Below are 22,265 nucleotides of genomic sequence, written 5' to 3' on the forward strand. Positions count from 1 at the left end.
CACCATCACCGAATCTCAACCTTTAGCACAAGATTACTCCATTAAACCCAATCCACTGACCAGCCCATTAAAAACCAATCAAATTAGCGCACTACAAAATACACACATCGCCAGCACCATGCAAAACACAAAACTGCAAGTGGCACAGCTGACCCATTTTGCCGACCTGGATAAAATTCCAAGCTCAACTCGACGCATCAATGCGCTGAATGATTTTCTCGGTCAAGATCGTGCCAAAGCCTCCGTCGAAGCTGGACTCAGCCTACCTTATTCTGGCTACAATATTTTTGCTGTTGGTACAGCTGGACTTGGCAAACGCACCATGATCAAGCGCTTGCTGAACCAACATGCCAAAAATCTGCCGACACCATCTGACTGGGTCTATGTCAACAATTTTCAGGATGCGCGTCAACCTTTGGCACTTGAACTCGGCGCAGGTCAAGCACCAAAATTTCAAAAAGCCATGCATGATATGTGGGGCGCAATATTACAGCAGTTAGAGCGTCGTTTTAGTGCGGATACATATCACAAACAAATTGAAATGATTCGTGGGCAAGTCAGTCAGTTGCAACAAGATGCGCTACTTGAGTTGACCCAAGAAGGTGAATCTCTATCGCTGAAATTGGTCTCCAAAAATGAAGAGCACCTCTTTGTGCCAGTACACGATGTCCCGATTGATGAACACTCGGATAAAGTCGCTTCGCAAGAGATGAGTCAGCACGACATCGATGCGCTTGATCCAAAAATTCGCATGAAAATGGCGTCAAATATCCGCTATATGGATAAAAAGTTGCAACGTCTCGGTTCAACCCTCGGCAACATGGAAGACACGGCACGAGATCAAGTGATTGATTTGAATCATGATATTGCCAAACAAGTGGTCGAACCAAAAATTCAAAACATTTATAAGCGGTTTGAAGGCGTTGAGCATCTGGCAAATTATCTTAAAGCCTATGCCAAAGACATTATTGAGCATGTCGAGCTGATTTTGGATCGTGAGGAAGATGATTTTAGCCCAACCACGTTCAACCGTGTGCCTGCCCGCTACCAAGTCAATGTGATCACCACACACAAAGCCAACTCTGGTGCACCTGTCATTTTTGAAGATTTCCCAACCCATTACAATTTGCTTGGTCATGTCGAGCAACTCACGCAAATGGGTACCATCACCACCGATTTCACTTTGATTCGTTCGGGTGCCTTACATCGTGCCAATGGTGGTTTTCTGATTCTCGAAGCCGAACAAATGCTCGAACAAGCCTATGCTTGGCAAGGTTTAAAACGTGCATTGAAATCGGGGAAACTCAAGCTCTCCTCACTGGAACACATGCTGACCTTAACGGGTAGTATCTCGATTGAGCCACAGTCTATTCCGCTGACCGTGAAAGTGATTCTGCTGGCTGAACCACAGATTTACTATGAAATCTTAGAATACGAGCCAGAGCTTGGTAGTGTGTTTAAAATCCGTGCCGATTTTACCGACACTTTGCCTCGTACCGAAGCCAATGAACAAGCCTATATGCAACTGATCGCCGACTATGTGCAACGGGATAAATTGCGTGCATTTGATCGTTCTGCACTGGCTGCACTACTCACTGACTCAAGCCGTCAAGCCGAAGATCAAAAATCTTTGTCCTTGCATGCGTCGACACTCGGTGATTTGATCCGTGAAGCGCATCATCATGCCGTGCAACAAGATGCCAAAACAGTGACCGCCGAACACATCAATATGGCATTGCAACATCGTCAATATCGTCTTGGCTATTTGCGTGAGCTGTATTGGCAAGACCTATCTCGTGGTACGCAACTGATTGAAACCTCAGGCTATCGTTTGGGTCAGATTAATGCGTTATCCGTGATTCATTATGCCGATGTCGAGTTTGGCTTACCATCACGCTTGACTGCTTCGGTCTATCAAGGTGGCGGTGATATTCTCGATATTGAGCGCAGTGTCGAACTGGGTGGCTCGCTCCATGCCAAAGGCGTTCTTCTCATGTCGAGTTTCTTAAAGGCGCATTTCGGACGCACGCAAACGCTACACTTCTCAGCAGCGCTCGCTTTTGAACAAAGCTATGGCGAAGTTGATGGTGATAGTGCCACTGTGGCGGAACTTTCTGCATTGATTTCAGCAATTAGCCAAATTCCGATTGATCAATCTTGGGCAATCACAGGTTCGATGAACCAACTTGGACAAGTCCAACCGATCGGTGGCGTCAATGCCAAAATCGAAGGCTTCTTTGATGCCTGTAAACTGCAAGGCTTCTCAGGCTCGCAAGGTGTGATCATCCCTCGTCAAAACATGCAACATCTGATGCTACGTCAAGAAGTCATCGATGCGGTGAACGAAGGTAAATTTCACATTCACGCCATTGATACCATCGATCAAGCCCTAGAAATCTTAATGTCACGACCTGTGGGTGTGATGGATAAAGATGGACAATATAGTAAAGGCTCGATTTTTGCGGCGGTCATGCAACAGCTCAACTATTGGCAAGCGGTCGAAGATGGTGAAATCGAAGAACCGAAAAAGGCAAAAGCCTCAAAAGACAAGTCAGCAAAAGCCAAAGCTGAGAAAGCCAAATCGGATAAAGAGAAAAAAGACAAAACCACTGAAACCAATCAAAGTCTGACATCTAAAAAAGCTCGCTCAAAATCTTGCGCTGGCAAATTCAAAGCGAAGAAAAAGTAAAAAATTAAGTCATGACGTCCAAGTGATGGCAAAATATTCGCTTAACTCGGATGAATTCAGCTTAACTCAGAATAGCCATCAAATGGCTCAGTGTATGCAATACGCTGAGCCATTTTTATAACGCCATACATCGCAGTAAACTACCATGACAATCAATTACATTGAAGATGCGCAGATCGCCCTGCTGTTGTAATTCGGTCATACGACCTGACGCAGAAAATTGTTGCCAATCCATCTGTTGCCAAGTGGTATACAACGCATCTAAATCATGAACCCATACCGACGCACTAAAATAAGAATTGCTCGGATCAAGCGCAGGGTAAGGAAAAAATTCAAGTTGTAAATGACCTCGTTGCAAAATCAGCCATTGTTCGGACAGATATTGCACTTCAAAACCAAGTGATTGATAAAATTTAATGGTTTCAGTGAAATTTTTCGAGGGCAAATTGGCAGCAATATGATCATTTTGCATGGACTCAGTTTCCGTATTTATCGTTTTATCAAATGCACTGGTGTTGCAAGTTATCATGTTTATCATCTTTTTGGTGCTTTTTCATATTGCTTTATCTGGCTATTTTTCTGGATAATTCGCAACTGATTTTTAGGAGCAATTTAAATGATAAAAAAATGGTTCGGCGAAAGTATTTTTAAACTGTCGGGATGGCAATATCACGCCGATGCAAGCCTGCTTGAGGACAAGCAAGTGATGATTGGCTTTGAACACACCACCAATATGGATGCGGTACATGCCTTCGCACTACTGAATATTTTACAGATCAAAGCGCATTTTCTAATTAAACAAACTTGGTTTAAAGGACCGCTGAAACACATCATGACCCAACTCGGCGGAATTCCTGTCGATCGGGATAAAAATACTGATGTAGTCAGCCAAATGGTCGAAATTTTTAATGCACATGAGCAATTTAGTCTAGTGATCGCCCCTGAGGCAACCCGTGCTAAAGATGGCGTGGCGCGTCGACCAATTCGCACAGGGTTTTGGCATATCGCCAAAGCAGCCAATGTGCCGATCATTCTCATGTATGCGCATGCTAAAAGTAGAAAAGGCGGTGTATTTGCCAAAATCTACCCAACAGATTTAAAGTCCGACCTGATTAAAATCAAATCCTTATATGCTGAATATGGCGTGGATGTGCGTATCGACTAATTCATCATTGGCTCATGATTAGCGCATGATTGACGGCTCAGAACTCGTTTAACGCTATCGTTTCGTTCACTTAGTTGAATGATTCTGAGCCATTGCCATTATTCATCTGGATGCGAGCTGGTTTCTATCACATTCGCATGTGAGCTTGCCAGTGTTTTACGCTGTTTACGTTGTTTGATTTTTTTGCGAACAAAACGAAATAGCAGATAAGCAAGCAACAAGACGATGTAAAATGGCCAAATATAGAACAACCATAAGATACTGTTTTTAAAGCCTTCAAATCCAGCTTGCATCGACAGCCCAATCCGCTGAGTAAACGGTGCTTGATGTTGCTCGACCGCTTGTTCAAAGTCTAGGTCTTGACGTTGGCGTAGCTGTGGGCTTTGGAAGTAATGCAAATCAATCGTGCTGTATTTCAAACGATCTTGCGCTTCTTGCTGACTAAGAATTTGCAATTGTTGATCGGTCGCATCCGATACTTCTTGTGACTGTGATGCGGTTTCTAGCTTTTGCTCTAAAAGTTTGAGCTCATATCGCTTCGCTTCATAACTTTGTTGATCAAAATATTTCATCATCGCAGGCAATGCATTAAGAAAACGACCGACCTCTGCATTGGGCACACGTACCACCATACTTGAGGTTGGTACGATTTTCTCCAAAATATTGAGCTGTCCATGACCTTGATTCAGCCGTTGATAGTTTTCAACTTGATAATGCATAGTTCGAGCTTCGACATATCCGCCCACCCCAACGAGTTGTTGCTCGATGGCGGCTGTGGTTTTTTCAATATTCTCCACTTCGAAGCGGACAGTCGCTGCTTTGACCAACTGACGAGACTGTTCCAATTGTTGCTGGGTTTCAGAAAGCAGTTGTGCAGGATTGTCAACATAATCTGCCTCACTGACACTTGCCGCAGCTTCTATCCCTGCATCTCTAGAACTTTCATGTTGCTGGGCACATGCACTGAGCAATAGCATGGAGATAAGTGCTGGAGCCAACAATTTTTTGTTTTGATTGTGATCCTTTTCTATCATCGCTGAAAATACCTAGATGGATTGATAATATTAAACCCATCTTAAGTGAAATATAATATAAATTAAACCTCTATCTGTAATGCCTTTTGTACTGCTGGTCGAGCTTGAATGCGCTCAAAATAGGTTTTGGCATGTGGATAATCATTTAAATCAATTCCTTGCCAGTCATAACGACACATCCACGGAAAAATCGCCATATCTGCAATCGAATATGCACCTCGCCCTGCACCAGCAACAAAATCTTTATTCGACAATTGCGTATCTAAGACGCCATACAAGCGCTTGGTTTCATCCTGATAGCGTTTGGTTGGATATTCCAGACGCTCAGGAGCAAATTTGGAAAAGTGATGATTCTGCCCTAGCATCGGTCCAAAACCGCCCATCTGCCACATCAGCCATTGTTCGACCTCGATACGTTCACGCTCAGCGCTTGGATAAAACTGTCTTGTTTTTCGTCCCAAATACTGCAAGATCGCCCCAGATTCAAATATCGCAATCGGTTCGCCATCAAAACTGTCATGATCGACAATGGCTGGAATTTTATTATTCGGTGAAATTTTTAAATATTCTGGATCAAACTGATCATTTTTCAGGATATTAATCGGATGCACTTGATACGCAAGTTGCATCTCTTCAAGGGCAATCGAAATTTTGTGTCCGTTTGGTGTACCCCAATAATATAAATCAATCATTTATTACTCCTGAGATTTGGCAGATTACTGTCATTTTCTATATTAAATGACATTATGCATCGTATTTCACTTGATCCGTGATCATGTCTATACTCTGCCTATTTTTATATCATGCTTGCCTGCATTTGCACATTTTTCCATACAAAAGTCGCAACTGAATATTTTCAAAAAATCCTTGGCTATGCTAAGATTTCGCCACATTTTTTTCTTTAATTATTGAAATAGCGTCGGAGTACTTTTACATGGCGGGTCATTCAAAATGGGCAAACATCAAGCATCGTAAAGCAAAACAAGATGCCAGCCGTGGCAAGGTGTTTACCAAATATATCCGTGAAATTGTCACTGCGGCAAAATTAGGCGGTGGCGATGCTGCCAGTAACCCACGTCTGCGTGCTGTGGTGGAAAAAGCACTCTCGGTCAACATGACCCGTGATGTGATTAACCGTGCCATCCAACGTGGTGCAGGCGGTGAAGATAACGATGATTTAAAAGAAGTGACCTATGAAGGTTATGGCGTTGGCGGTGTTGCGGTGATTGTGGAAACTATGACCGATAACCTAAACCGTACCGTGCCTGATGTGCGTCACTGCTTCTCAAAAACCGATGGTAACTTGGGCACTAACGGATCAGTGGCATTCTTGTTCACCAAACGTGGTGAAATCAGCTTTGAAGATACCTCACTTGAAGATCAAATTATGGATGTGGCGCTTGAAGCGGGTGCAGAAGACATCGAAGTGTCAGAAGATGGTATTTTGGTAATCACCACCCCTGAAACCTTCGGTGCGGTACAAGATGCCTTAACCGAAGCAGGTTTAAAATCGGATAATGCCGAAGTGGTAATGAACCCATCGACTAAAGCAGAAATTACCGACATCGACCAAGCCAAAAAAATCATGAAAATGATTGATATGCTCGAAGATTTGGACGATGTGCAAAACGTCTATACCAATGTCGAATTTAGCGATGAGGTATTGGCTGAGCTTGAGTAAGGCTTGCTTTACTCGAGTCACCGAATTTAAAAATGCTACGTTCTACGTGGCATTTTTTATTGACCAAATTTGAAATTACACTATAAATTATTCATATAAATATTTAGAGATGCATCATGGATAATGATATTAGTAATTTTGATCTCAATCTACTCAAAGCCTTCGATGCGCTACTCGATGAACAGAGTGTCACAGCGGCAGCAAAGCGTCTGAATTTAACGCAGCCTGCAGTCAGTGGCATGCTCAGTCGATTAAGAGATCACTTCGATGATCAGCTCTTTATTCGTAATCAACGTGGCATTACCCCAACCAAACGAGCCAAAGAACTGTCACTGCCCATCAAGCAACTGCTCAATGATGCCAAGCTGATGATGCAACCTGTTGTTTTTGAACCAAATCAATCAACGGCTCAGTTTCGTATCGCAGCCAGCGACTATGCCATCAAAACCGTCATTTTGCCGTTAATCCAGTTACTCAGAGCGCAAGCACCACATATTCGCATCGCTGTACTCGATGTCGAACCTGATCAAATCTACGCACAGCTCGAAACAGGTGCTTTGGATTTTGCCCTCGTCACCCCCGAACAAACCCATGAAAGTTTGTATTCTCAGCATTTATTTGAGGAACATTATATTTGTGCTGTACATCAGCAACATGAGTTTGCACAGCGTCATCAGCTCACTTTGGCAGATTTTTGCACGCAACCCTATGTATTGGTGTCACAGCAAGGCGATGCTTTTCAAGGAATTGTTGATCAACTCTTAGCAACGCACGGTCTACAACGAGAAGTCGTCTTGTCCTTACATAGTTTTTTAGTGCTTCCTGAGTTACTCGCAAGTACCGATTTATTTGCCATCATGCCATCTCGGCTTATCCCGCAAGATGCTGAACTCAAAGTATTAGATATACCCTTAGCCATCCCGACTTTTCATAAATGTTTGGTCTGGCATGCACATACACATCATCATGCTCCCCACCAATGGTTACGCCAACTGATCGGGAGCATCTATCATGATTTGGCAAAATGATGCACATTGCTTTACATTTTACTTTGCATGTTGCTTGGCAATCGCAACCAAACCATCTAACCACTCTTGATGACCGTTAATCATCGGATTTGGTTTGGTATTGGCAAGCTCGATTGCTGGCGCACCGTTTTGCGTTTCTTGAGTTAAGATTCGTACACGATATTCTGATAAATCCTCGATGAGCCACGCATGATGTACATCAAGTCGACTATCTCCTTCTCCAGCCCAACCATGCCAAGCGATACGTCCTACTTGTGTTGCGGTTGGTGCAACCAATTCAACCACCTCTGCATCAACAGGAAAGCCAAAGGTTTTGAAGAAAAATACTGTACCAAGTTGCAGCTCCTCTACACCTTCTGGTAACTGTACATCGGACGAATTTTTATAATACGTCGGCCATACAGTCGCAGTCGTCAAGAATGACCAAACCTGCTGGCTATTCAGCCCCGATACAATCACTTCATTTGACGCGAAGTTGTCAGTTTGTCCTGGTAAATAACCTTGTGGCCATTGGATAGCATTCATCATGTGTTGCACCTTTCATTATTCATTTCAGTAGGTACAGCATAATTAAGCATAAATTATAATACTAATCATACTTTTGTATTTTAGATATTAAAAATATTTATATCAGAACACATCATGATCCGACTTGAGATCGATGATGAACCAGCATATGATGCGCATATTAAAAATGATGCTGACGACACCTTGAAAAAATCCGAACATATTCAACCACCAATGCGTCATGGTGTGAGTGCCAGCCAAGTTTTTTTGCCAAAACTTGATCCAAAAGCAAATGCGATTCATACTATTTATGCTTTTCTGTGCCAGCAGTTTCCGCATATATCTGCGCAAGAATGGCGTGAACGCTTTGACAATCAGTTGATTTTTGATGCGCAAAATCAAGTATTGAACGTCAATACACCTTATCAACCAGAGCAACATATTTATTATTATCGTCAGCTCAGCCATGAAATCAACGTGCCCTTTGCCCATGAGATATTGTTTGAAAATGAACACTTACTGGTGGTGGATAAACCGCACTTTCTCACAGTGAGTCCAACTGGGCAGTATGTACAGCAAACGCTGTTAACTCGACTCAAACAACACAGCAATAATGCAGGTTTGACACCAATTCACCGCCTAGATCGTGAAACTGCGGGGATTATTCTCTTTTCAAAAGTGCCAGAGACTCGACATCGCTATCAGCAACTTTTTGCCGAGCGAAAGGTGCAAAAAACCTATCATGCCATTGCGCCATTTCATCCCGACATCCATTTTCCCTGCGAGGTCAAAGCCCATCTTGCCAAGGGCGAGCCGTTTTACACCATGCAAATCCTCGCTGATCAGGCAGAAAATAGTTGTACTTTGATCGATATTTTAGAAAAAGACGATGAATGGGCAAAATATCAGCTCAAACCGATCACAGGTAAACAACATCAGCTTCGAGTGCATATGCATTCGCTTGGCTTGCCTTTAAAAAATGATCCGCTCTATCCGATCGTAAAACATAGTGATAAAGCCGACTTTTCACAACCCTTACAGCTTTTGGCAAAACGGATTGAATTTATTGATCCAATTAGCCATGAAAAAATGATGTTTGAATCCAAGCGAGATTTATCCCTTTAAGCACCTCCAAGGCGAAGCCACATATTATTTGCCTAAAAATCTGCAAATGGATTCAAAATCTAGCCCTTTATTTTTGTATAAAATACAACCATTTCACCTGTAAATCTTTGTTACATTTATAAGAATTATTCCCAATAACTATTTTTGTTAATTCATTGTTTTTAAAAAATATATTTTGTTTTACAGAATCCAGAAACAAGCATAATATGCGCGGAAAATCTCCCATTTTTCTGTTGTATCTTTTTTCGTGTGATACGCCTATGAATACTTATGTACAAACCGAACAACCTGCATTGTCTGGAGGTTGGGTTTGCGTCATTGCTTTGGCGCTGGCAGCGTTTATTTTTAATACCACAGAGTTTGTGCCTGTGGCATTACTCAGTGATATAGCAGCCAGTTATCAGATGACCACCAGTCATGTGGGTATCATGCTGACCATTTATGCGTGGATCGTGTCCTTGACCTCGATTCCGTTGATGTTGCTCACTCGCAATATGGAGCGCAAACAGTTGTTACTTGGCGTATTTGCGCTGTTCGTACTGAGCCATGTGCTGTCGTATTTTGCGTGGAGCTTTTCCGTCCTCGTCATTAGCCGTGTCGGTATTGCGCTCTCGCATGCGATTTTCTGGTCGATTACGGCGTCTTTGGCGGTACGTGTTGCACCTGCAGGTAAAGAAACTCAAGCACTGGGCTTGCTTTCTACTGGCACAGTATTGGCGTTGGTACTCGGTATTCCGCTTGGACGTCTGGTCGGTGAATATTTTGGCTGGCGTGATACGTTTGCCTTAATTGGCATCTGTGCAGGACTTACTGCGTTTGTGTTGTTCCGTGCTCTACCGAATGTGCCGAGTGTCAATACAGGTTCACTGAAAAGCCTACCGATGCTGATGAAGCGCCCTGCGTTGGTGATGATTTACTTGATTACCATCTTGGTGATTACTGCGCAATTTACCGCATATAGCTATATTGAGCCGTTTATCATGCAGGTGGCGCACTTTAGCTCACAGCAAACCACGACTTTGTTGTTGATTTATGGGGCTGCGGGTATTGTTGGTTCGATTTTGTTTAGTCAGTTTAGTCAGCGTCTACCAAAAGCCTTTCCGATTTTTGCCACAGCGTGTTTGGCATTGTGTTTATGTACCATTTTGCCGATGAGTCAAAATCTGTATGGCTTTAGTGTGGTAACGATTTTCTGGGGCATTGGCATCATGAGCTTCGGTTTAGTCTTACAATCTTTTGTGCTCAAATTTGCCTCGGATGCAACGGATTTGGCAATGTCTTTACTTTCATCACTGTACAATATCGGCATTGGTGGCGGTGCGTTGCTTGGAAGTGTGGTCAGTATGCACTATGGTTTGAACTATATTGGCATCATTGGTGGGGTGATTGCACTGTTTGCAGTAGCGCTGATGATGTATACCGTGAATCATCAAAGCACACAGCACATCAGCTAAGCCAACGTCTCAGCATTAAAAAATCCTCAGAGAATTTAAACTGAGGATTTTTTTTATCACGATTGTTCAATATATGCGTTCAGATCAATGATCAAATCACTTGAAAAGATAAACTTTTAAAAATTATCTGGATTTTCCAGACGTTGCACTTCAGTTTCGACATCTTTGATGGTTTTCTCAGGATGCCCTGCATCTGGATTTTTCTTATCTTTCATCAAAGCACTTGGGTCATAAATGCTAATCACTTCATTGCCCTTACTGTCTTCTTCGATAATATACTGTACTTTGCGTAAATTCATGCGATGACACATACGCTGATACCAGCCCATCAAGCCTGTTTTCGGCTCATCAGGATTATAATAAAACGCATTCATCACCTGAGGCAGACCGAGTCCACACACTACACCTGAAAGCAATACACAGATAAAGGCATAGCCAATCAAAATATCGCTATACGGATGCAACACATCGAAGTTTGCCACAGCAAGAATCAATGCCAGCGAAATCCCGCCACGCACGCCACCCCACGACAAGATCGCCAGACTACCATTATAGCTTTTGCGAGCCACTGATGGAAAAAAAGCAAACGCAAGGAAGTTCGCTGCAAAACGTGACAAATGCAAAATCAAAAAGGCAACCACACCACCAAGTACCAACTCTTTACTCAAATCAATAATGAATAATTCCAGCCCGATCAAGGTAAACAAGAACGCATTAATGATGCCTTCTAAGGTATGCCAAAAATGATTAACCTCCTCAATATCTCGTGCAGCAACGACTTCATGCCACTTATTCCCAACTACTAAGCCAGCGATAACGCAAGCAATCGGTGCAGAGGCATTGGCGAACAGCGCCAGCAGATATGATCCTGATGCCAACACCGCTGTGGTCATGATCAGCGACTCCATCTCATGCTGTTGCTTGAGTACCCAGAGTGCTAGATTCCCCACTACCAGACCGATCAAGAACGCCACAAAGATTTCCATGAATAAATGTGACATCACATGACCCACGGTAATATGGTCGCCTTGAATAATATTCAAAATGGTCATAAACAAGGCAATACACATCGCATCATTGAACAGTGATTCGCCTTCGAGCTTGACCATCAAATGATGCGGTGCCTTGACCGAACTGAGTACGCCTTTGATGCCGATCGGATCGGTTGCGCCAAGTGCTGCCCCCAAAAGCAACAACACCAAAAGCTCGACCTTATGACCGATGAGCCACTGAAAACCATACAGCAAGCCTGCAAAAAATACCGCACAAAACACCAACGCCAGACTGGCAAGAATGCCAATCGGTTTCCAATATTTCTTTAGATCAGAGACTTTGAACTTCAATGCCGATGCCATCAAAATGAAGCAAATCACGCCATTAATCAAAAAATCATAAAAGTTGAACTTGCGGACAGTCTCTTCAATTTTGTCAATATTGACACTAATAATGTCACTGCTATTAAACAGACTCGCCGCCCATTGCAATAAAAATACCAACAGCGCTGAGATAATCGGCACACCAATCGCCGCAGGAAAATTTAAAATCTTTTTGTTAAATAATGTGGTGGAAATCGACAGCAAAAAGACCACTGTCAGTACTTGTAATAATAAATAACTGCCCATCGTGACGTTCTATATGAAACAAAGTGTAATGACTCAGTATACACATCTCCTGTCACAGTTTTGTCAAAATTTTGCACAGTTAGATCAATATGAAACATTTACAATTCACTTGGTATTGCACATCTTTTTTCATACATTAGCCCTATCAAAAATCTCAATAAATTAAGCATACTGACCGTAGATATTTTGATATTTTCCAAAATATTGGTGAAATACAAATCATTACTGCGTTTAAATAGCACACTTGCAACACTGAGGAATAAAAATTCATGGCGAAATTTTCAGAAAACACCAACTTTAGCGCTAACGTGTCATTTTCACCACGCAAAGCAATTGCCTGTGCAACAGCATGTGCTGTCGTCGTGCTGTTATCCGCCTGTCAAAGCACTCAAACCAGTAGTCTAGCGATGCAAAAAGAAAATAATCAATATCAAATCACAGGCATGGGCAAAGACAAAATCACCGCACAAAACAACGCTATCAAAGCGGCTCAAAATACCTGTAAACGTGGCACGTCACCCGTGGTGAGCAATGAAAAATTGGTCTATAACGGTGTTGGCGATGAAAATACGGGCAAAATGATCAATCAAGCAGGCGCTATTGCAGGAATTTTTCTAGGAAAGGATGTCAACATCAGTCAAGACACCGACTATCAAGTGACCTTAGATTTTTATTGTCAGTCTTAATCAAACTGCCTAAACTTGATGAGGTGTCGTAATGAGGATTTTGCGCTCAATCGTTGCGTAGAATCCGCTGTTGATTCGCAAGTAAAAAACCACATTATCGATAGACATAGCAGACATCGAGCTGATTATCCTTGCGCTTTGCACAAAACCAAGCCCCTTCATCCGAACCTGAAATAATCTCGCCAGTCTGACGATCCCGATGATAATACATGCCTTCATTGGCATCTTCATGCGACTTGCCTACTGTTGGCGCACATCCTTTGGCTTCATATTCTGGGCAGTCGGTTGGGTTACCAATATATGCCTCAGATTGCCCAAAAGTAAGATGCATATATGAAGCACCTGTGCCAAAACCTGTGGCAATGATGCATCGTTGTGCCTTGCCTAGTTTGCCATGATTGACGCTGGCACATTGACCAATTTCATCTGGATAGTCATGGGCAAGCACCAATGTGCTAGCAAACAGCAAGCCTACAACGACACTGAGGCGCAAGCCAATATTGAATATTATTTTTTGCATCCTTCATCTCCTTGAAAAGTCGCACTGACCTATCTACTAGGATCAGAACAACAACGCTGAATCTTCGTACTAAACTAGCATAGCGCCAATGATTGTACAAAGTGCCATGTGTAAACCACATCAGGCAGATCATCTTGAGCAACACAAATAAAAAAAGCATATTCTGAAATATGCTTTTACTCATCATGTAATCAACATGCGGTGCTTTTAACAATACCCATCCAGCCGTGTCAGAGGTAGCTTCTGCCCGATCGCTTTTTCAATATTTGGCAAGTTAAAGGCATCATCTTCCGATAAGAAGCTAATACTCACACCTTGCTCACCAGCACGACCTGTACGCCCAATACGGTGTACATAATCATCCGACTGCTCAGGCAAGGTAAAATTCACCACATGCGACACGCCATCCACGTGAATACCACGACCTGCAACATCGGTGGCGATCATAATGTTGATACTGCCTTTCTTAAAATTATCCAGCATCTTGGTGCGTTTATCTTGAGAAATCTCACCCGAGAGCATACCGACTTTATAACCATCTTTTTTCAGACGATCGAATAGACGGCGCACTTGATCACGGCGATTGGCAAAGATCATGACTTTCTCAATCGGCTCATTCGCCAAAACATCTTCGAGTAAACGATATTTGTCTGAATTCGATACCATATAGACACGTTGCTCAACGTCGGCATTGGTTTTCTTTTCAGGTTCAATTTCGACGGTGATCGGTTCGAATAACCAACGATGCGCCAAATTCAACACATCAATATTAAAGGTCGCTGAGAAAAATAAGGTTTGACGGCAATCTTTTGGCGGAGAATAACGCACAATTTTTTTCACCGCAGGGATAAAGCCCATATCGAGCATACGATCGGCTTCATCAATCACCAAAAATTCGATTTGATCAAGCCATACTTCTTTTTGCTCAACAAAATCGATCAAACGACCTGGCGTTGCCACCATGATATCGACAAAGTTTTGATCTAGACGCTTTTTCTGTACATCAAAATCCACACCACCAAGCAAAGTGACGATATGTAAATCAGTAAATTTGGTGAGCTCTTTGGCATCACTTTCGATCTGTAACGCAAGCTCACGAGTCGGTGCAAGAATCAAAGCACGAGGTTCACCACGAAAGCGATCTTGTTCGATCGGTTTATTCAGCAAATCATTAATGATACTAATCAAAAATGCAGCGGTTTTGCCTGTTCCAGTTTGCGCTCGACCAATCGCATCATGACCGCCCAAAGTATATTTCAGCACCTTGTCTTGAATCGGCGTCATATGGGTGTAGCCCAACGCATCAATGGCACGTTTGAGTTTTGGGTGTAGCTGTAACTGGTCAAATCCACGGGTCATAATTGAGTGCTTTTGCGACCAATAAAGGTCTTGTCCTTTGACTTAAATCGATAAAATTCAGAGTGCTTTATTAATGATGCCTAACAAACGGAAGTCACATCAATAAAACTTCGGCATTATACGCTGAAATTTCGCATGATGGGTTTTATTTCAGCGTTAACTTTTTACACACTAAAATCTTCCCTCCATTTTTAAAGAGGAAATTTAAAGATGGTAGCCTAGGTTTTTAATTTCAAATCAACCAGTTCCGCTTGGAATTGCGCTTGCAACTGTTTCACCACAATTTGCGAACGAATCTGCTGCTCTGCCACAGAATAGGCGTGTTGTTTACGCTGTTGTTGCAACTGAATCGGGCTATCTGAATCAAGCACTGTATCGCTCAGTTCAAGCTGTATATTTGGATTTAAAGCCGTTAAGGCTTCTTTTAGATCAGGTAAGAAATTCTGCAACATATTTAGATAATTCGATTCGATATGCAGGGTGCATTTGCCAGCAATTTCACCTTGCATCACGCCACGTTGCGCCAATTCTTTGACCGCTGGTGACAATGCCGACTGACGAATCCAATAATCCCATTTCGCTACATCCCACTCGCCCTCTAATGTTTGCTCTTGTGGCTGTAATAATGTGCGTGGATCATCAACGCTCAGTGTTTCGATTGGATTTGAAACTGCAACTTCTTCTTTTGGTGAAATAATCTGCTCTTGAGTAACTGATTTTACAGGCGTTGCTTGAGTATCTATTTCTTCTTTAAAATCATCTGGTTGAGTGGGTTCTGATTGAACTGATTCAGCTTCTAATTTTTCCTGTTGAATTTCTTGAGCATGTATTAATTCTTGCGCTGTTTCGTTCTGCTGAATCGGTTCTTCAACATCTGTTTCAGATGAAATTTCGGTTTGTGCTTTAAGATTTAAAGCCGTTTCACTTTGCGTAGTATCAATAGAAGATTCAACTTCCTTTGTCTGCGCTAATTCAACGTCATGAGTTTCTAATTGTTGATTTTGTAATTCAACATTTTCATGTGCTAATTCAATGTGCTGTCCATGATCTGAATCATTACCTTGATCTATAATCTGTTCTGAAATTTGTTCGTTGACTTGAGAAGTTTCAGTAATTTGCTGATTTAAATTTTGTTTACCCTGTGAATCAGCAATAACATTCTGTGCAATCGTTGTATGCTCAATTGTAGGCTGAATCACTTCATTGACGGACAAGGGACGAAATGCCAAAAGTCGCATGATGCACATTTCAAAGCCTTGCTCTGGTGTCAGTGCAAGGCTCAAATCTGCACGACCTTGTACCGCAATCTGATAATACAGTTGCAAATCTTGCGCTTGGATTTGCTTTGCCAGTTTCATTTTATAGTCAGCATTTTGAGCAGTCTGTGTATGATTCACATCGCCCAAAATCTGCATGACCGCCAATTCATGCAAAATCGAAATCAATTGTTCCAAAACATGCTGTACATCAATCGCTTGCTGACGCATATGTTGTACTAACTGCGCCACAACATTTTTTTGGTTTTGATGAATCGCATTCAATAAATCAAAAACTAAGGTTTGATCAATCAGACCCAGCATGTCGATCACATCTTGCGTTGCCACCTGACCCTGACCATAGGCAATCGCCTGATCGGTCAAAGACAAGGCATCACGAAGCGAGCCTTGTGCAGACTCGGCGAGTTGCCACAGTGCATCGGACTCATGTTCGATCTGTTCAGTATTTAAGATTTGATCCAGATGATGGAAAATTTCATCTTTGGCGAGTGGTCGCAAGGTAAACTGCAAACAGCGTGAAATCACCGTAATTGGTAATTTCTGCGGATCGGTGGTCGCAAATAAAAATTTTACGTGTTCAGGCGGTTCTTCTAAGGTTTTTAATAAGGCGTTAAAGCTATGCGTTGAGAGCATATGCACTTCATCGATCAGGTATACTTTATATCGACCTTGCGTCGGCGCGTAGGGTACATTTTCAAGCAACTCTCGGGTATCTTCGACACGTGTCCGTGACGCCGCATCAATCTCGATCAGATCAATAAATCGTCCTGCATTGACCGATTTACAGACATTACACTGCTCACAAGGCGTTGCAGTCACACCAGTTTCGCAGTTCAAGCATTTTGCTAAAATCCGTGCAATGGTGGTTTTACCCACACCACGAGTCCCAGTAAACAAATACGCATGATGCAAACGCCCCCGTGACAAAGCACTACTTAATGCTCTCGACACATGGCTTTGTCCGACCAATTGACTGAAATTTTGTGGACGATATTTGCGTGCAAGTACCTGATACATAACCTGTTGCATAAATGAATAGCCTTAAATCAACTTGCTTAGCATACCTTGTTTTTTATTGGCTTTCATTAACTAGATTGAGCGCTATAGACGACGTCACCATAATCCAAGAACAATCGCCTAAACCATGCACATTAATCGATGAAAAGATACATTGAGAAAATGCTTTAGATTTCCATGTGATAACAGCGATTAAATTGGGTTGGGCAATTCGACATAATGATGTGTCAGTTGGAATTGCTCAGCTAAAGCCTTTGCTAATCGCTGTACGCCGTAGCGCTCCGTCGCATGATGACCCGCTGCAAAATAATCCACGCCATATTCTAAGGCTTCATGATAAGTGCGTTCACTGACCTCGCCTGAGATATAGGCGTCACAATCTAAAGCGGCTACTTTATAAAGAAAATCCTGCGCACCGCCTGTACAAAAGCCAACTTTCTGAATGGTCGATTTGCCCGATGCAATATGAATCGGCTGTTGACCTAATACGTCGCTAATTCGCTGAGTAAATTGATCAGGTGTTAAAGCGCCATCCAGTTCACCAACATTACCAATTGGGAAACGCTCTGAACTGTCTAACGAACCTGTAATTTTAATGCCTAATAATTCTGCCAAAGCCGCATTATTACCCAGTGTTGGATGTGCATCGAGTGGCAGATGGTAGGCAATTAGAGATACATCTGCTTGCATCAGTTGTTTGATACGTTTACCTTTAATCCCTGTTAATGGGCTTGGCTCGCCTTTCCAGAAATAACCATGATGCACGATCAAGGCATCGGCTTTTAAATCTAGTGCTTGCTCGATCGCCACTTGAGAAGCCGTGACGCTACTGACCAAATTTTGCACTTCAGCTTTGCCCTCGATTTGCAAACCATTTGGGCAATAATCTTTAAACTGCGAAACCTGTAAAGTCTGTTCGCACCACGCCAATATTTCTGTCAGTGTTGCCATTGTTTCCATCAAACTCATTTATATTACTGATAGTCTAACAATAATAAGCGTCTGTCTTAAAGTAAAACCTGCATACCGATCAAGGCTCGCTGAAAATCAAAGTGAAAATGACTGCAAGACTAACTCAACTTATTGACAATACGTAGTGGCAAGACTTTCATCGCCAAACCAAGTGGCAACCATGGCCATTTTGGCACGTAGGCTTTGACAGGTTCACTTTCAATGGTTTTCACCAAGATTTTACAGCCTGTTTTCTCATCCACTTCAAAAGGTAGTTTTTTCGCCCCCTCATTCAGCTCAGTACGAATATAGCCGGGGAAAATGGTAGAGACTTTGATCGGTGTATTGAGCAGTTCTGCTCGGATGCCTTCGGCAAGATGCGCAACACCAGCCTTACTCGCCGCATAGGTCGACAAATGTTTTGGCAAGCCACGTACCGCACTCATTGATGAAATCACCACCAAATGTCCTGCATCTTGCGCACGGAAAATTTCCACTGCAGCTTCGCACTGCGCAAGCGCTGAGATAAAGTTGGTTTCTGCCGTAGCACGGTTAATGGCAAAGTTGCCCTTGCCAATGCGACGACCTTCACCCACACCCGCATTGACGATGATGCGATCTAGGTGCCCAAATTCCGCCTGAAAGGCTTTAAATACGGTAAAGACATCATCATAGTGAGTAACATCTAAGGTTTTAGCAATGACTTTGATGCCGAATTGGCTTTCCAGCTCTTGTTTCAGTGCATCTAGGCGCTCTTGACGGCGTGCACAAATCGCAAGGTTATAGCCTTTTTTGGCAAACTCACGTGCCATTCCTGCGCCAAGTCCTGAGCTTGCACCTGTGATTAAAATTGTTTTTGCCATGATTTGATCCTTAAATTTCAATGATTTTGTTTAAAAATATTCAGTTAAATCCACGTCAGTAAATCTGCATTTTCTGCTTTGATAAAGTGATGTTCATTTAAGCTGAGGAGCTGTCGATCGTTGCCTTTTAAGCGAATGGTAGTGATCGAGGTATTGGCAATCGACCAATTCAGCTGAAAAATACTTTTCGCATCCAGTCCAAGTAGATGTCCGACGATGGTGGAAATCACACCACCTGAGCTAAACACCACCGCATAACGTGGCTTTTTCGTTGCGAAATCAGCACATAGAGCATCAAATGCCCCATTCACCCGAGTCGAAAATGCCGTCCAAGACTCGTCATATTCATGATCAAATTCATTGCCGACCCAGCGCTCAATCGCCTGATCGAAGATGCTTGCCAGATACGCCCGTGGATTTTTCTCTTGTAAAATCGCCATTTTCAACTCATCAGGTTGGTTAAAGCGCTCATCAAATTTGGCAAAGACTTGCTGATGATGAAATTCATTCCAACCTTGATCACTATTCACCGCAAGCTCTGGGAAACTTTCTGCTAAGGCAAGCTGTGCAGTCTGTTGATGGCGTTGCATCGTCCCTGCATACGCCATAGGTTGTTCTTTTAAAATTTTGGCAAGATACTGCCCAAGCAAAGTCGCTTGTTGCTCGCCCTTGCTTGAGAGCTGATCATAATTGGCGGCACCAAATGAGGCTTGTCCATGTCGAATCAGATAAATCGTGGTCATACTTTTGCTACCTTTTATATCCGCTACACTCATTTATTGCCTGATTTATTTACTAATTCGCTGTAAAATTTGCTTACCAATCGGATGCTTAGCCACTTTTTGTTGGGTGATCAATTTTAACGCACGCACATGCAAGGCATGAATCACGATCCATAGATTTTTAAAGGCTGGATTATCAGTTTGTTTGTGGTAATAGCGATAGTAGATCTGCTGTGCAATACCCGCCAAACGGAACAAACCAAACACTTCGTAAAATGCCCAATTCTCAGGCGTTAAACCTGTCTGTTGCAGATAATAATCCACCACTTGCTGACGGCTAAACATGCCTTTGCGATTGGTCGGCTGACGGCGTGTGGCTTTGAAAATTTTATTGTCGCTTTCTTCCACCCAATACGCCAATGCTGAACCCAAATCCATCAGCGGATCGCCAAGTGTTGCCATTTCCCAGTCCAATACGCCAATCACTTCGGTCGGATGTTGTGGGTCAAGAATGACATTGTCAAAACGCCAATCGTTATGAATCACGCAAGTCTTGGTATCCGCAGGAATATTTGCCAAGAGCCACTTACGCACGTAGTTAAACGATGGGACATTCTTGGTGCGGGCTTTGGCATAGCGCTTATCCCAACCTTCGACTTGACGACGACAATAACCATCGCCTTTGCCCAGTTGTTCTAAGGCGGTGCCTTGATATGGCACTTGGTGCAACTCAATCAATTTGTCCAATACATTGATGCAGAGCTGGCGCACATCGGCTTCAGTATAGTCAATTTCTTTGGGCAAATTGGCACGAGGAATAATGCCCTCAATGCGCTTCATCACATAGAAATCACAGCCAATCACCGACTCATCCTGACACAGCGCCACCATCTCAGGAAGCACTGGATAGAAAGGTTTGAGATTGTTTTGCACATGATATTCACGTGCCATATCATGCGCCGATTTGGCTTTGGTGCCTTTCGGTGGGCGACGCAGAATCAAATCCACATTGTCGTACTTCAGGCGATAAGTCCAGTTGGATGCACCGCCCGAATATTGCGTGACTTGCACTTGACCTTGCAAATCAACCTGTTGATTTTTAAGCCATGTTTCTACTGCTTGTATATCAAGTTCTTCACCGTTTCGGACATTGCCACCAATATCGATGATTGCCATGAAATTATCCTTTATCAACTGCTTAATTTTCCAATTGTGCGCTTTTTCAATTCGCCATTTACATCAATAATTTACATTGTTTAGCGTCGAGACGCATAGCCTCGTTTCATCAATTCCAATTTGGCAATCATGCCTTTATGCACTTCATCTGGTCCATCCGCAAGACGTAGTGCACGTGCCTGCGCATAGAATGCGGTCAGTGGTGTATCTTTAGAAACACCCGCACCACCATGAATTTGGATCGCCATATCCACCACATTTTGTAGTACTGTTGGCGCAACCACTTTGATCGCAGAGATTTCTGTCAGCGCTGCCATATTGCCCATTTTATCCATCTTATAGGCTGCGTATAAGGTCAGCAAGCGGGCTTGATCAATCGCAACACGTGCTTCTGCAACACGTTCTAGATTGCCACCTAGCTTTAATAATTCTTTACCAAAGGCTTTACGTGACATACCTCGATCAATCATCAGTTCCAATGACTTTTCCGCCGCACCGATACAACGCATACAGTGATGAATCCGTCCAGGTCCTAGACGACCTTGTGCAATCTCAAAACCTTGCCCTGCACCGCCGATAAAGTTCGCCACAGGTACACGTACATTATCAAAACTCACTTCACCATGACCATGCGGTGCATCGTAGTCACCAAACACAGGCAACATGCGCTCAATCTTCACGCCTTGCGTATTCACTGGCACTAAGACCATGGAATGCTGATGATGACGATCTTTGGATTCATCAGGGGTATGCGCCATAAAAATAATCACTTTGGCATTTGGATCACCCAAACCTGACGACCACCATTTGCGACCATTCAGTACAATTTCATCGCCTTCGATCACCGCAGTGGCTTGCATATTGGTGGCATCACTCGAAGCAACATCTGGCTCAGTCATACAGAATACCGAACGGATCTCACCTGCAAGTAAAGGCTTGAGCCATTGTTCCTGTTGCGCTTCACTACCGTAACGCCAAAGCACTTCCATATTGCCCGTGTCAGGCGCATTACAGTTAAATACGGTTGGCGCAATCAAACTGCGTCCTGTACGCTCAGCAATGTGTGCATATTCCTGTACCGACAGCCCTGCACCTAATGTTGCATCAGGTAAGAACATATTCCACAGTCCAGCGGCTTTGGCTTTGGCTTTTAAGGTTTCCAGCATCGCTGGCCACTGCCATTTCGTCCAATCGCCATCGACATTGAGACGATGTACGTCATGCCAAAAATCTGCCTCGACTGGCTCGATTTCATCTTTGATAAATTGTTCTGTACGTTGGATATAGTCTTTGGCGCGATCAGAGAGCTCATACATGGTGGAAATCCTTTGCGAATTTGTATTGTCTATTGCCATAGCATACGCAAATAATTATTATGAATGAAATGAT

General features: G+C 43.0%; 20 protein-coding genes. 7 read left to right on the top strand and 13 right to left on the bottom strand.

The window, feature by feature from the left end; all coding sequences use genetic code 11:
• The first annotated feature begins 82 nt into the window (after positions 1-82).
• The gene (locus tag BLQ60_RS01625) at positions 83-2,689 is read left to right on the top strand and encodes an AAA family ATPase (protein WP_451916699.1); all 2,607 of its coding nucleotides are present in this window, start codon (positions 83-85) and stop codon (positions 2,687-2,689) included.
• A gap of 115 nt (positions 2,690-2,804) precedes the next feature.
• Here BLQ60_RS01625 and BLQ60_RS01630 read toward each other — a convergent pair whose 3' ends face one another.
• Positions 2,805-3,161, bottom strand: coding sequence for a VOC family protein (locus BLQ60_RS01630; protein WP_092615028.1), 357 nt, complete (start codon positions 3,159-3,161; stop codon positions 2,805-2,807).
• A 147-nt stretch (positions 3,162-3,308) separates the two neighbouring features.
• Between BLQ60_RS01630 and BLQ60_RS01635 the strand changes: the two genes are divergently transcribed.
• Positions 3,309-3,854 carry a 1-acyl-sn-glycerol-3-phosphate acyltransferase gene (locus BLQ60_RS01635; RefSeq protein WP_092615989.1) on the top strand — a complete coding sequence of 182 codons (546 nt, stop codon included), beginning with the start codon at positions 3,309-3,311 and terminating at the stop codon, positions 3,852-3,854.
• A 98-nt stretch (positions 3,855-3,952) separates the two neighbouring features.
• Here BLQ60_RS01635 and BLQ60_RS01640 read toward each other — a convergent pair whose 3' ends face one another.
• Together BLQ60_RS01640 and BLQ60_RS01645 are read right to left on the bottom strand one after the other, a co-directional pair.
• Positions 3,953-4,831, bottom strand: a complete 879-nt coding sequence (locus tag BLQ60_RS01640; protein WP_171259026.1) for a DUF4349 domain-containing protein — start codon at positions 4,829-4,831, stop codon at positions 3,953-3,955.
• A gap of 119 nt (positions 4,832-4,950) precedes the next feature.
• Positions 4,951-5,580: a glutathione S-transferase family protein gene (locus BLQ60_RS01645; RefSeq protein WP_092615034.1), complete on the bottom strand. Its 630-nt coding sequence runs from the start codon at positions 5,578-5,580 to the stop codon at positions 4,951-4,953.
• A 242-nt stretch (positions 5,581-5,822) separates the two neighbouring features.
• Between BLQ60_RS01645 and BLQ60_RS01650 the strand changes: the two genes are divergently transcribed.
• Both BLQ60_RS01650 and BLQ60_RS01655 read left to right on the top strand, forming a co-directional pair.
• The gene (locus tag BLQ60_RS01650) at positions 5,823-6,569 is read left to right on the top strand and encodes a YebC/PmpR family DNA-binding transcriptional regulator (RefSeq protein ID WP_092615037.1); all 747 of its coding nucleotides are present in this window, start codon (positions 5,823-5,825) and stop codon (positions 6,567-6,569) included.
• A 116-nt stretch (positions 6,570-6,685) separates the two neighbouring features.
• Positions 6,686-7,597, top strand: coding sequence for a LysR family transcriptional regulator (locus tag BLQ60_RS01655; RefSeq protein ID WP_092615039.1), 912 nt, complete (start codon positions 6,686-6,688; stop codon positions 7,595-7,597).
• An 18-nt stretch (positions 7,598-7,615) separates the two neighbouring features.
• Here the strand turns inward: BLQ60_RS01655 and BLQ60_RS01660 are convergent, their stop codons facing one another.
• Positions 7,616-8,125, bottom strand: a complete 510-nt coding sequence (locus BLQ60_RS01660; RefSeq protein ID WP_213030454.1) for an SRPBCC family protein — start codon at positions 8,123-8,125, stop codon at positions 7,616-7,618.
• Between the two features lie 213 nt (positions 8,126-8,338).
• On the opposite strand from BLQ60_RS01660, the gene BLQ60_RS01665 reads away from it, so the two are divergent.
• Positions 8,339-9,229 carry a pseudouridine synthase gene (locus BLQ60_RS01665; protein ID WP_244515951.1) on the top strand — a complete coding sequence of 297 codons (891 nt, stop codon included), beginning with the start codon at positions 8,339-8,341 and terminating at the stop codon, positions 9,227-9,229.
• 260 nt (positions 9,230-9,489) lie between these two features.
• On the top strand, positions 9,490-10,683 hold the full coding sequence (locus tag BLQ60_RS01670) for a sugar transporter (RefSeq protein WP_092615045.1): 1,194 nt from the start codon (positions 9,490-9,492) through the stop codon (positions 10,681-10,683).
• Positions 10,684-10,799: 116 nt separating this feature from the next.
• Here BLQ60_RS01670 and BLQ60_RS01675 read toward each other — a convergent pair whose 3' ends face one another.
• On the bottom strand, positions 10,800-12,305 hold the full coding sequence (locus BLQ60_RS01675) for a cation:proton antiporter (protein ID WP_092615048.1): 1,506 nt from the start codon (positions 12,303-12,305) through the stop codon (positions 10,800-10,802).
• A gap of 269 nt (positions 12,306-12,574) precedes the next feature.
• On the opposite strand from BLQ60_RS01675, the gene BLQ60_RS01680 reads away from it, so the two are divergent.
• Positions 12,575-12,991, top strand: coding sequence for a hypothetical protein (locus BLQ60_RS01680; RefSeq protein ID WP_244515927.1), 417 nt, complete (start codon positions 12,575-12,577; stop codon positions 12,989-12,991).
• 94 nt (positions 12,992-13,085) lie between these two features.
• On the opposite strand, the gene BLQ60_RS01685 is transcribed toward BLQ60_RS01680, so the two are convergent.
• The 8 genes from BLQ60_RS01685 to BLQ60_RS01720 form a co-directional block, all read right to left on the bottom strand.
• Positions 13,086-13,511, bottom strand: a complete 426-nt coding sequence (locus BLQ60_RS01685) for a hypothetical protein (RefSeq protein ID WP_092615051.1) — start codon at positions 13,509-13,511, stop codon at positions 13,086-13,088.
• Between the two features lie 207 nt (positions 13,512-13,718).
• Entirely contained in the window at positions 13,719-14,870 is a 1,152-nt protein-coding gene (gene rhlB / locus BLQ60_RS01690) for an ATP-dependent RNA helicase RhlB (RefSeq protein ID WP_092615055.1), read from the bottom strand.
• A 218-nt stretch (positions 14,871-15,088) separates the two neighbouring features.
• Positions 15,089-17,164, bottom strand: coding sequence for a DNA polymerase III subunit gamma/tau (gene dnaX / locus BLQ60_RS01695; protein ID WP_092615058.1), 2,076 nt, complete (start codon positions 17,162-17,164; stop codon positions 15,089-15,091).
• A 192-nt stretch (positions 17,165-17,356) separates the two neighbouring features.
• The gene (locus BLQ60_RS01700; protein WP_092615995.1) at positions 17,357-18,115 is read right to left on the bottom strand and encodes a Nif3-like dinuclear metal center hexameric protein; all 759 of its coding nucleotides are present in this window, start codon (positions 18,113-18,115) and stop codon (positions 17,357-17,359) included.
• Between the two features lie 119 nt (positions 18,116-18,234).
• Entirely contained in the window at positions 18,235-18,978 is a 744-nt protein-coding gene (locus BLQ60_RS01705; protein WP_092615061.1) for an SDR family oxidoreductase, read from the bottom strand.
• 44 nt (positions 18,979-19,022) lie between these two features.
• A complete protein-coding gene (locus BLQ60_RS01710) occupies positions 19,023-19,721 on the bottom strand; it encodes a histidine phosphatase family protein (RefSeq protein ID WP_092615997.1) in 699 nt (232 codons plus the stop codon).
• A gap of 45 nt (positions 19,722-19,766) precedes the next feature.
• The gene (locus BLQ60_RS01715; protein ID WP_092615064.1) at positions 19,767-20,876 is read right to left on the bottom strand and encodes a phosphotransferase family protein; all 1,110 of its coding nucleotides are present in this window, start codon (positions 20,874-20,876) and stop codon (positions 19,767-19,769) included.
• Between the two features lie 80 nt (positions 20,877-20,956).
• Positions 20,957-22,192 (bottom strand): acyl-CoA dehydrogenase family protein, encoded by a 1,236-nt coding sequence (locus BLQ60_RS01720; RefSeq protein WP_092615067.1) that lies wholly within the window; start codon positions 22,190-22,192, stop codon positions 20,957-20,959.
• Between the last annotated feature and the right edge of the window lie 73 nt (positions 22,193-22,265).

This window comes from Acinetobacter marinus (genome assembly GCF_900096915.1).
Lineage (GTDB): Bacteria > Pseudomonadota > Gammaproteobacteria > Pseudomonadales > Moraxellaceae > Acinetobacter > Acinetobacter marinus.

Excerpts from the sequence above, each read along its gene's own strand:
- rhlB (WP_092615055.1), bottom strand. The coding sequence starts at position 14,870 with ATGACCCGTGGATTTGACCAGTTACAGCTACACCCAAAACTCAAACGT.
- dnaX (WP_092615058.1), bottom strand. The coding sequence starts at position 17,164 with ATGTATCAGGTACTTGCACGCAAATATCGTCCACAAAATTTCAGTCAA.
- BLQ60_RS01710 (WP_092615997.1), bottom strand. The coding sequence starts at position 19,721 with ATGACCACGATTTATCTGATTCGACATGGACAAGCCTCATTTGGTGCC.
- BLQ60_RS01645 (WP_092615034.1), bottom strand. The coding sequence starts at position 5,580 with ATGATTGATTTATATTATTGGGGTACACCAAACGGACACAAAATTTCG.
- BLQ60_RS01685 (WP_092615051.1), bottom strand. The coding sequence starts at position 13,511 with ATGCAAAAAATAATATTCAATATTGGCTTGCGCCTCAGTGTCGTTGTA.
- BLQ60_RS01675 (WP_092615048.1), bottom strand. The coding sequence starts at position 12,305 with ATGGGCAGTTATTTATTATTACAAGTACTGACAGTGGTCTTTTTGCTG.
- BLQ60_RS01650 (WP_092615037.1), top strand. The coding sequence starts at position 5,823 with ATGGCGGGTCATTCAAAATGGGCAAACATCAAGCATCGTAAAGCAAAA.
- BLQ60_RS01665 (WP_244515951.1), top strand. The coding sequence starts at position 8,339 with ATGCGTCATGGTGTGAGTGCCAGCCAAGTTTTTTTGCCAAAACTTGAT.
- BLQ60_RS01670 (WP_092615045.1), top strand. The coding sequence starts at position 9,490 with ATGAATACTTATGTACAAACCGAACAACCTGCATTGTCTGGAGGTTGG.
- BLQ60_RS01640 (WP_171259026.1), bottom strand. The coding sequence starts at position 4,831 with ATGCTATTGCTCAGTGCATGTGCCCAGCAACATGAAAGTTCTAGAGAT.
- BLQ60_RS01720 (WP_092615067.1), bottom strand. The coding sequence starts at position 22,192 with ATGTATGAGCTCTCTGATCGCGCCAAAGACTATATCCAACGTACAGAA.
- BLQ60_RS01660 (WP_213030454.1), bottom strand. The coding sequence starts at position 8,125 with ATGATGAATGCTATCCAATGGCCACAAGGTTATTTACCAGGACAAACT.
- BLQ60_RS01705 (WP_092615061.1), bottom strand. The coding sequence starts at position 18,978 with ATGGCAAAAACAATTTTAATCACAGGTGCAAGCTCAGGACTTGGCGCA.
- BLQ60_RS01655 (WP_092615039.1), top strand. The coding sequence starts at position 6,686 with ATGGATAATGATATTAGTAATTTTGATCTCAATCTACTCAAAGCCTTC.
- BLQ60_RS01700 (WP_092615995.1), bottom strand. The coding sequence starts at position 18,115 with ATGGCAACACTGACAGAAATATTGGCGTGGTGCGAACAGACTTTACAG.
- BLQ60_RS01630 (WP_092615028.1), bottom strand. The coding sequence starts at position 3,161 with ATGCAAAATGATCATATTGCTGCCAATTTGCCCTCGAAAAATTTCACT.
- BLQ60_RS01715 (WP_092615064.1), bottom strand. The coding sequence starts at position 20,876 with ATGGCAATCATCGATATTGGTGGCAATGTCCGAAACGGTGAAGAACTT.
- BLQ60_RS01680 (WP_244515927.1), top strand. The coding sequence starts at position 12,575 with ATGGCGAAATTTTCAGAAAACACCAACTTTAGCGCTAACGTGTCATTT.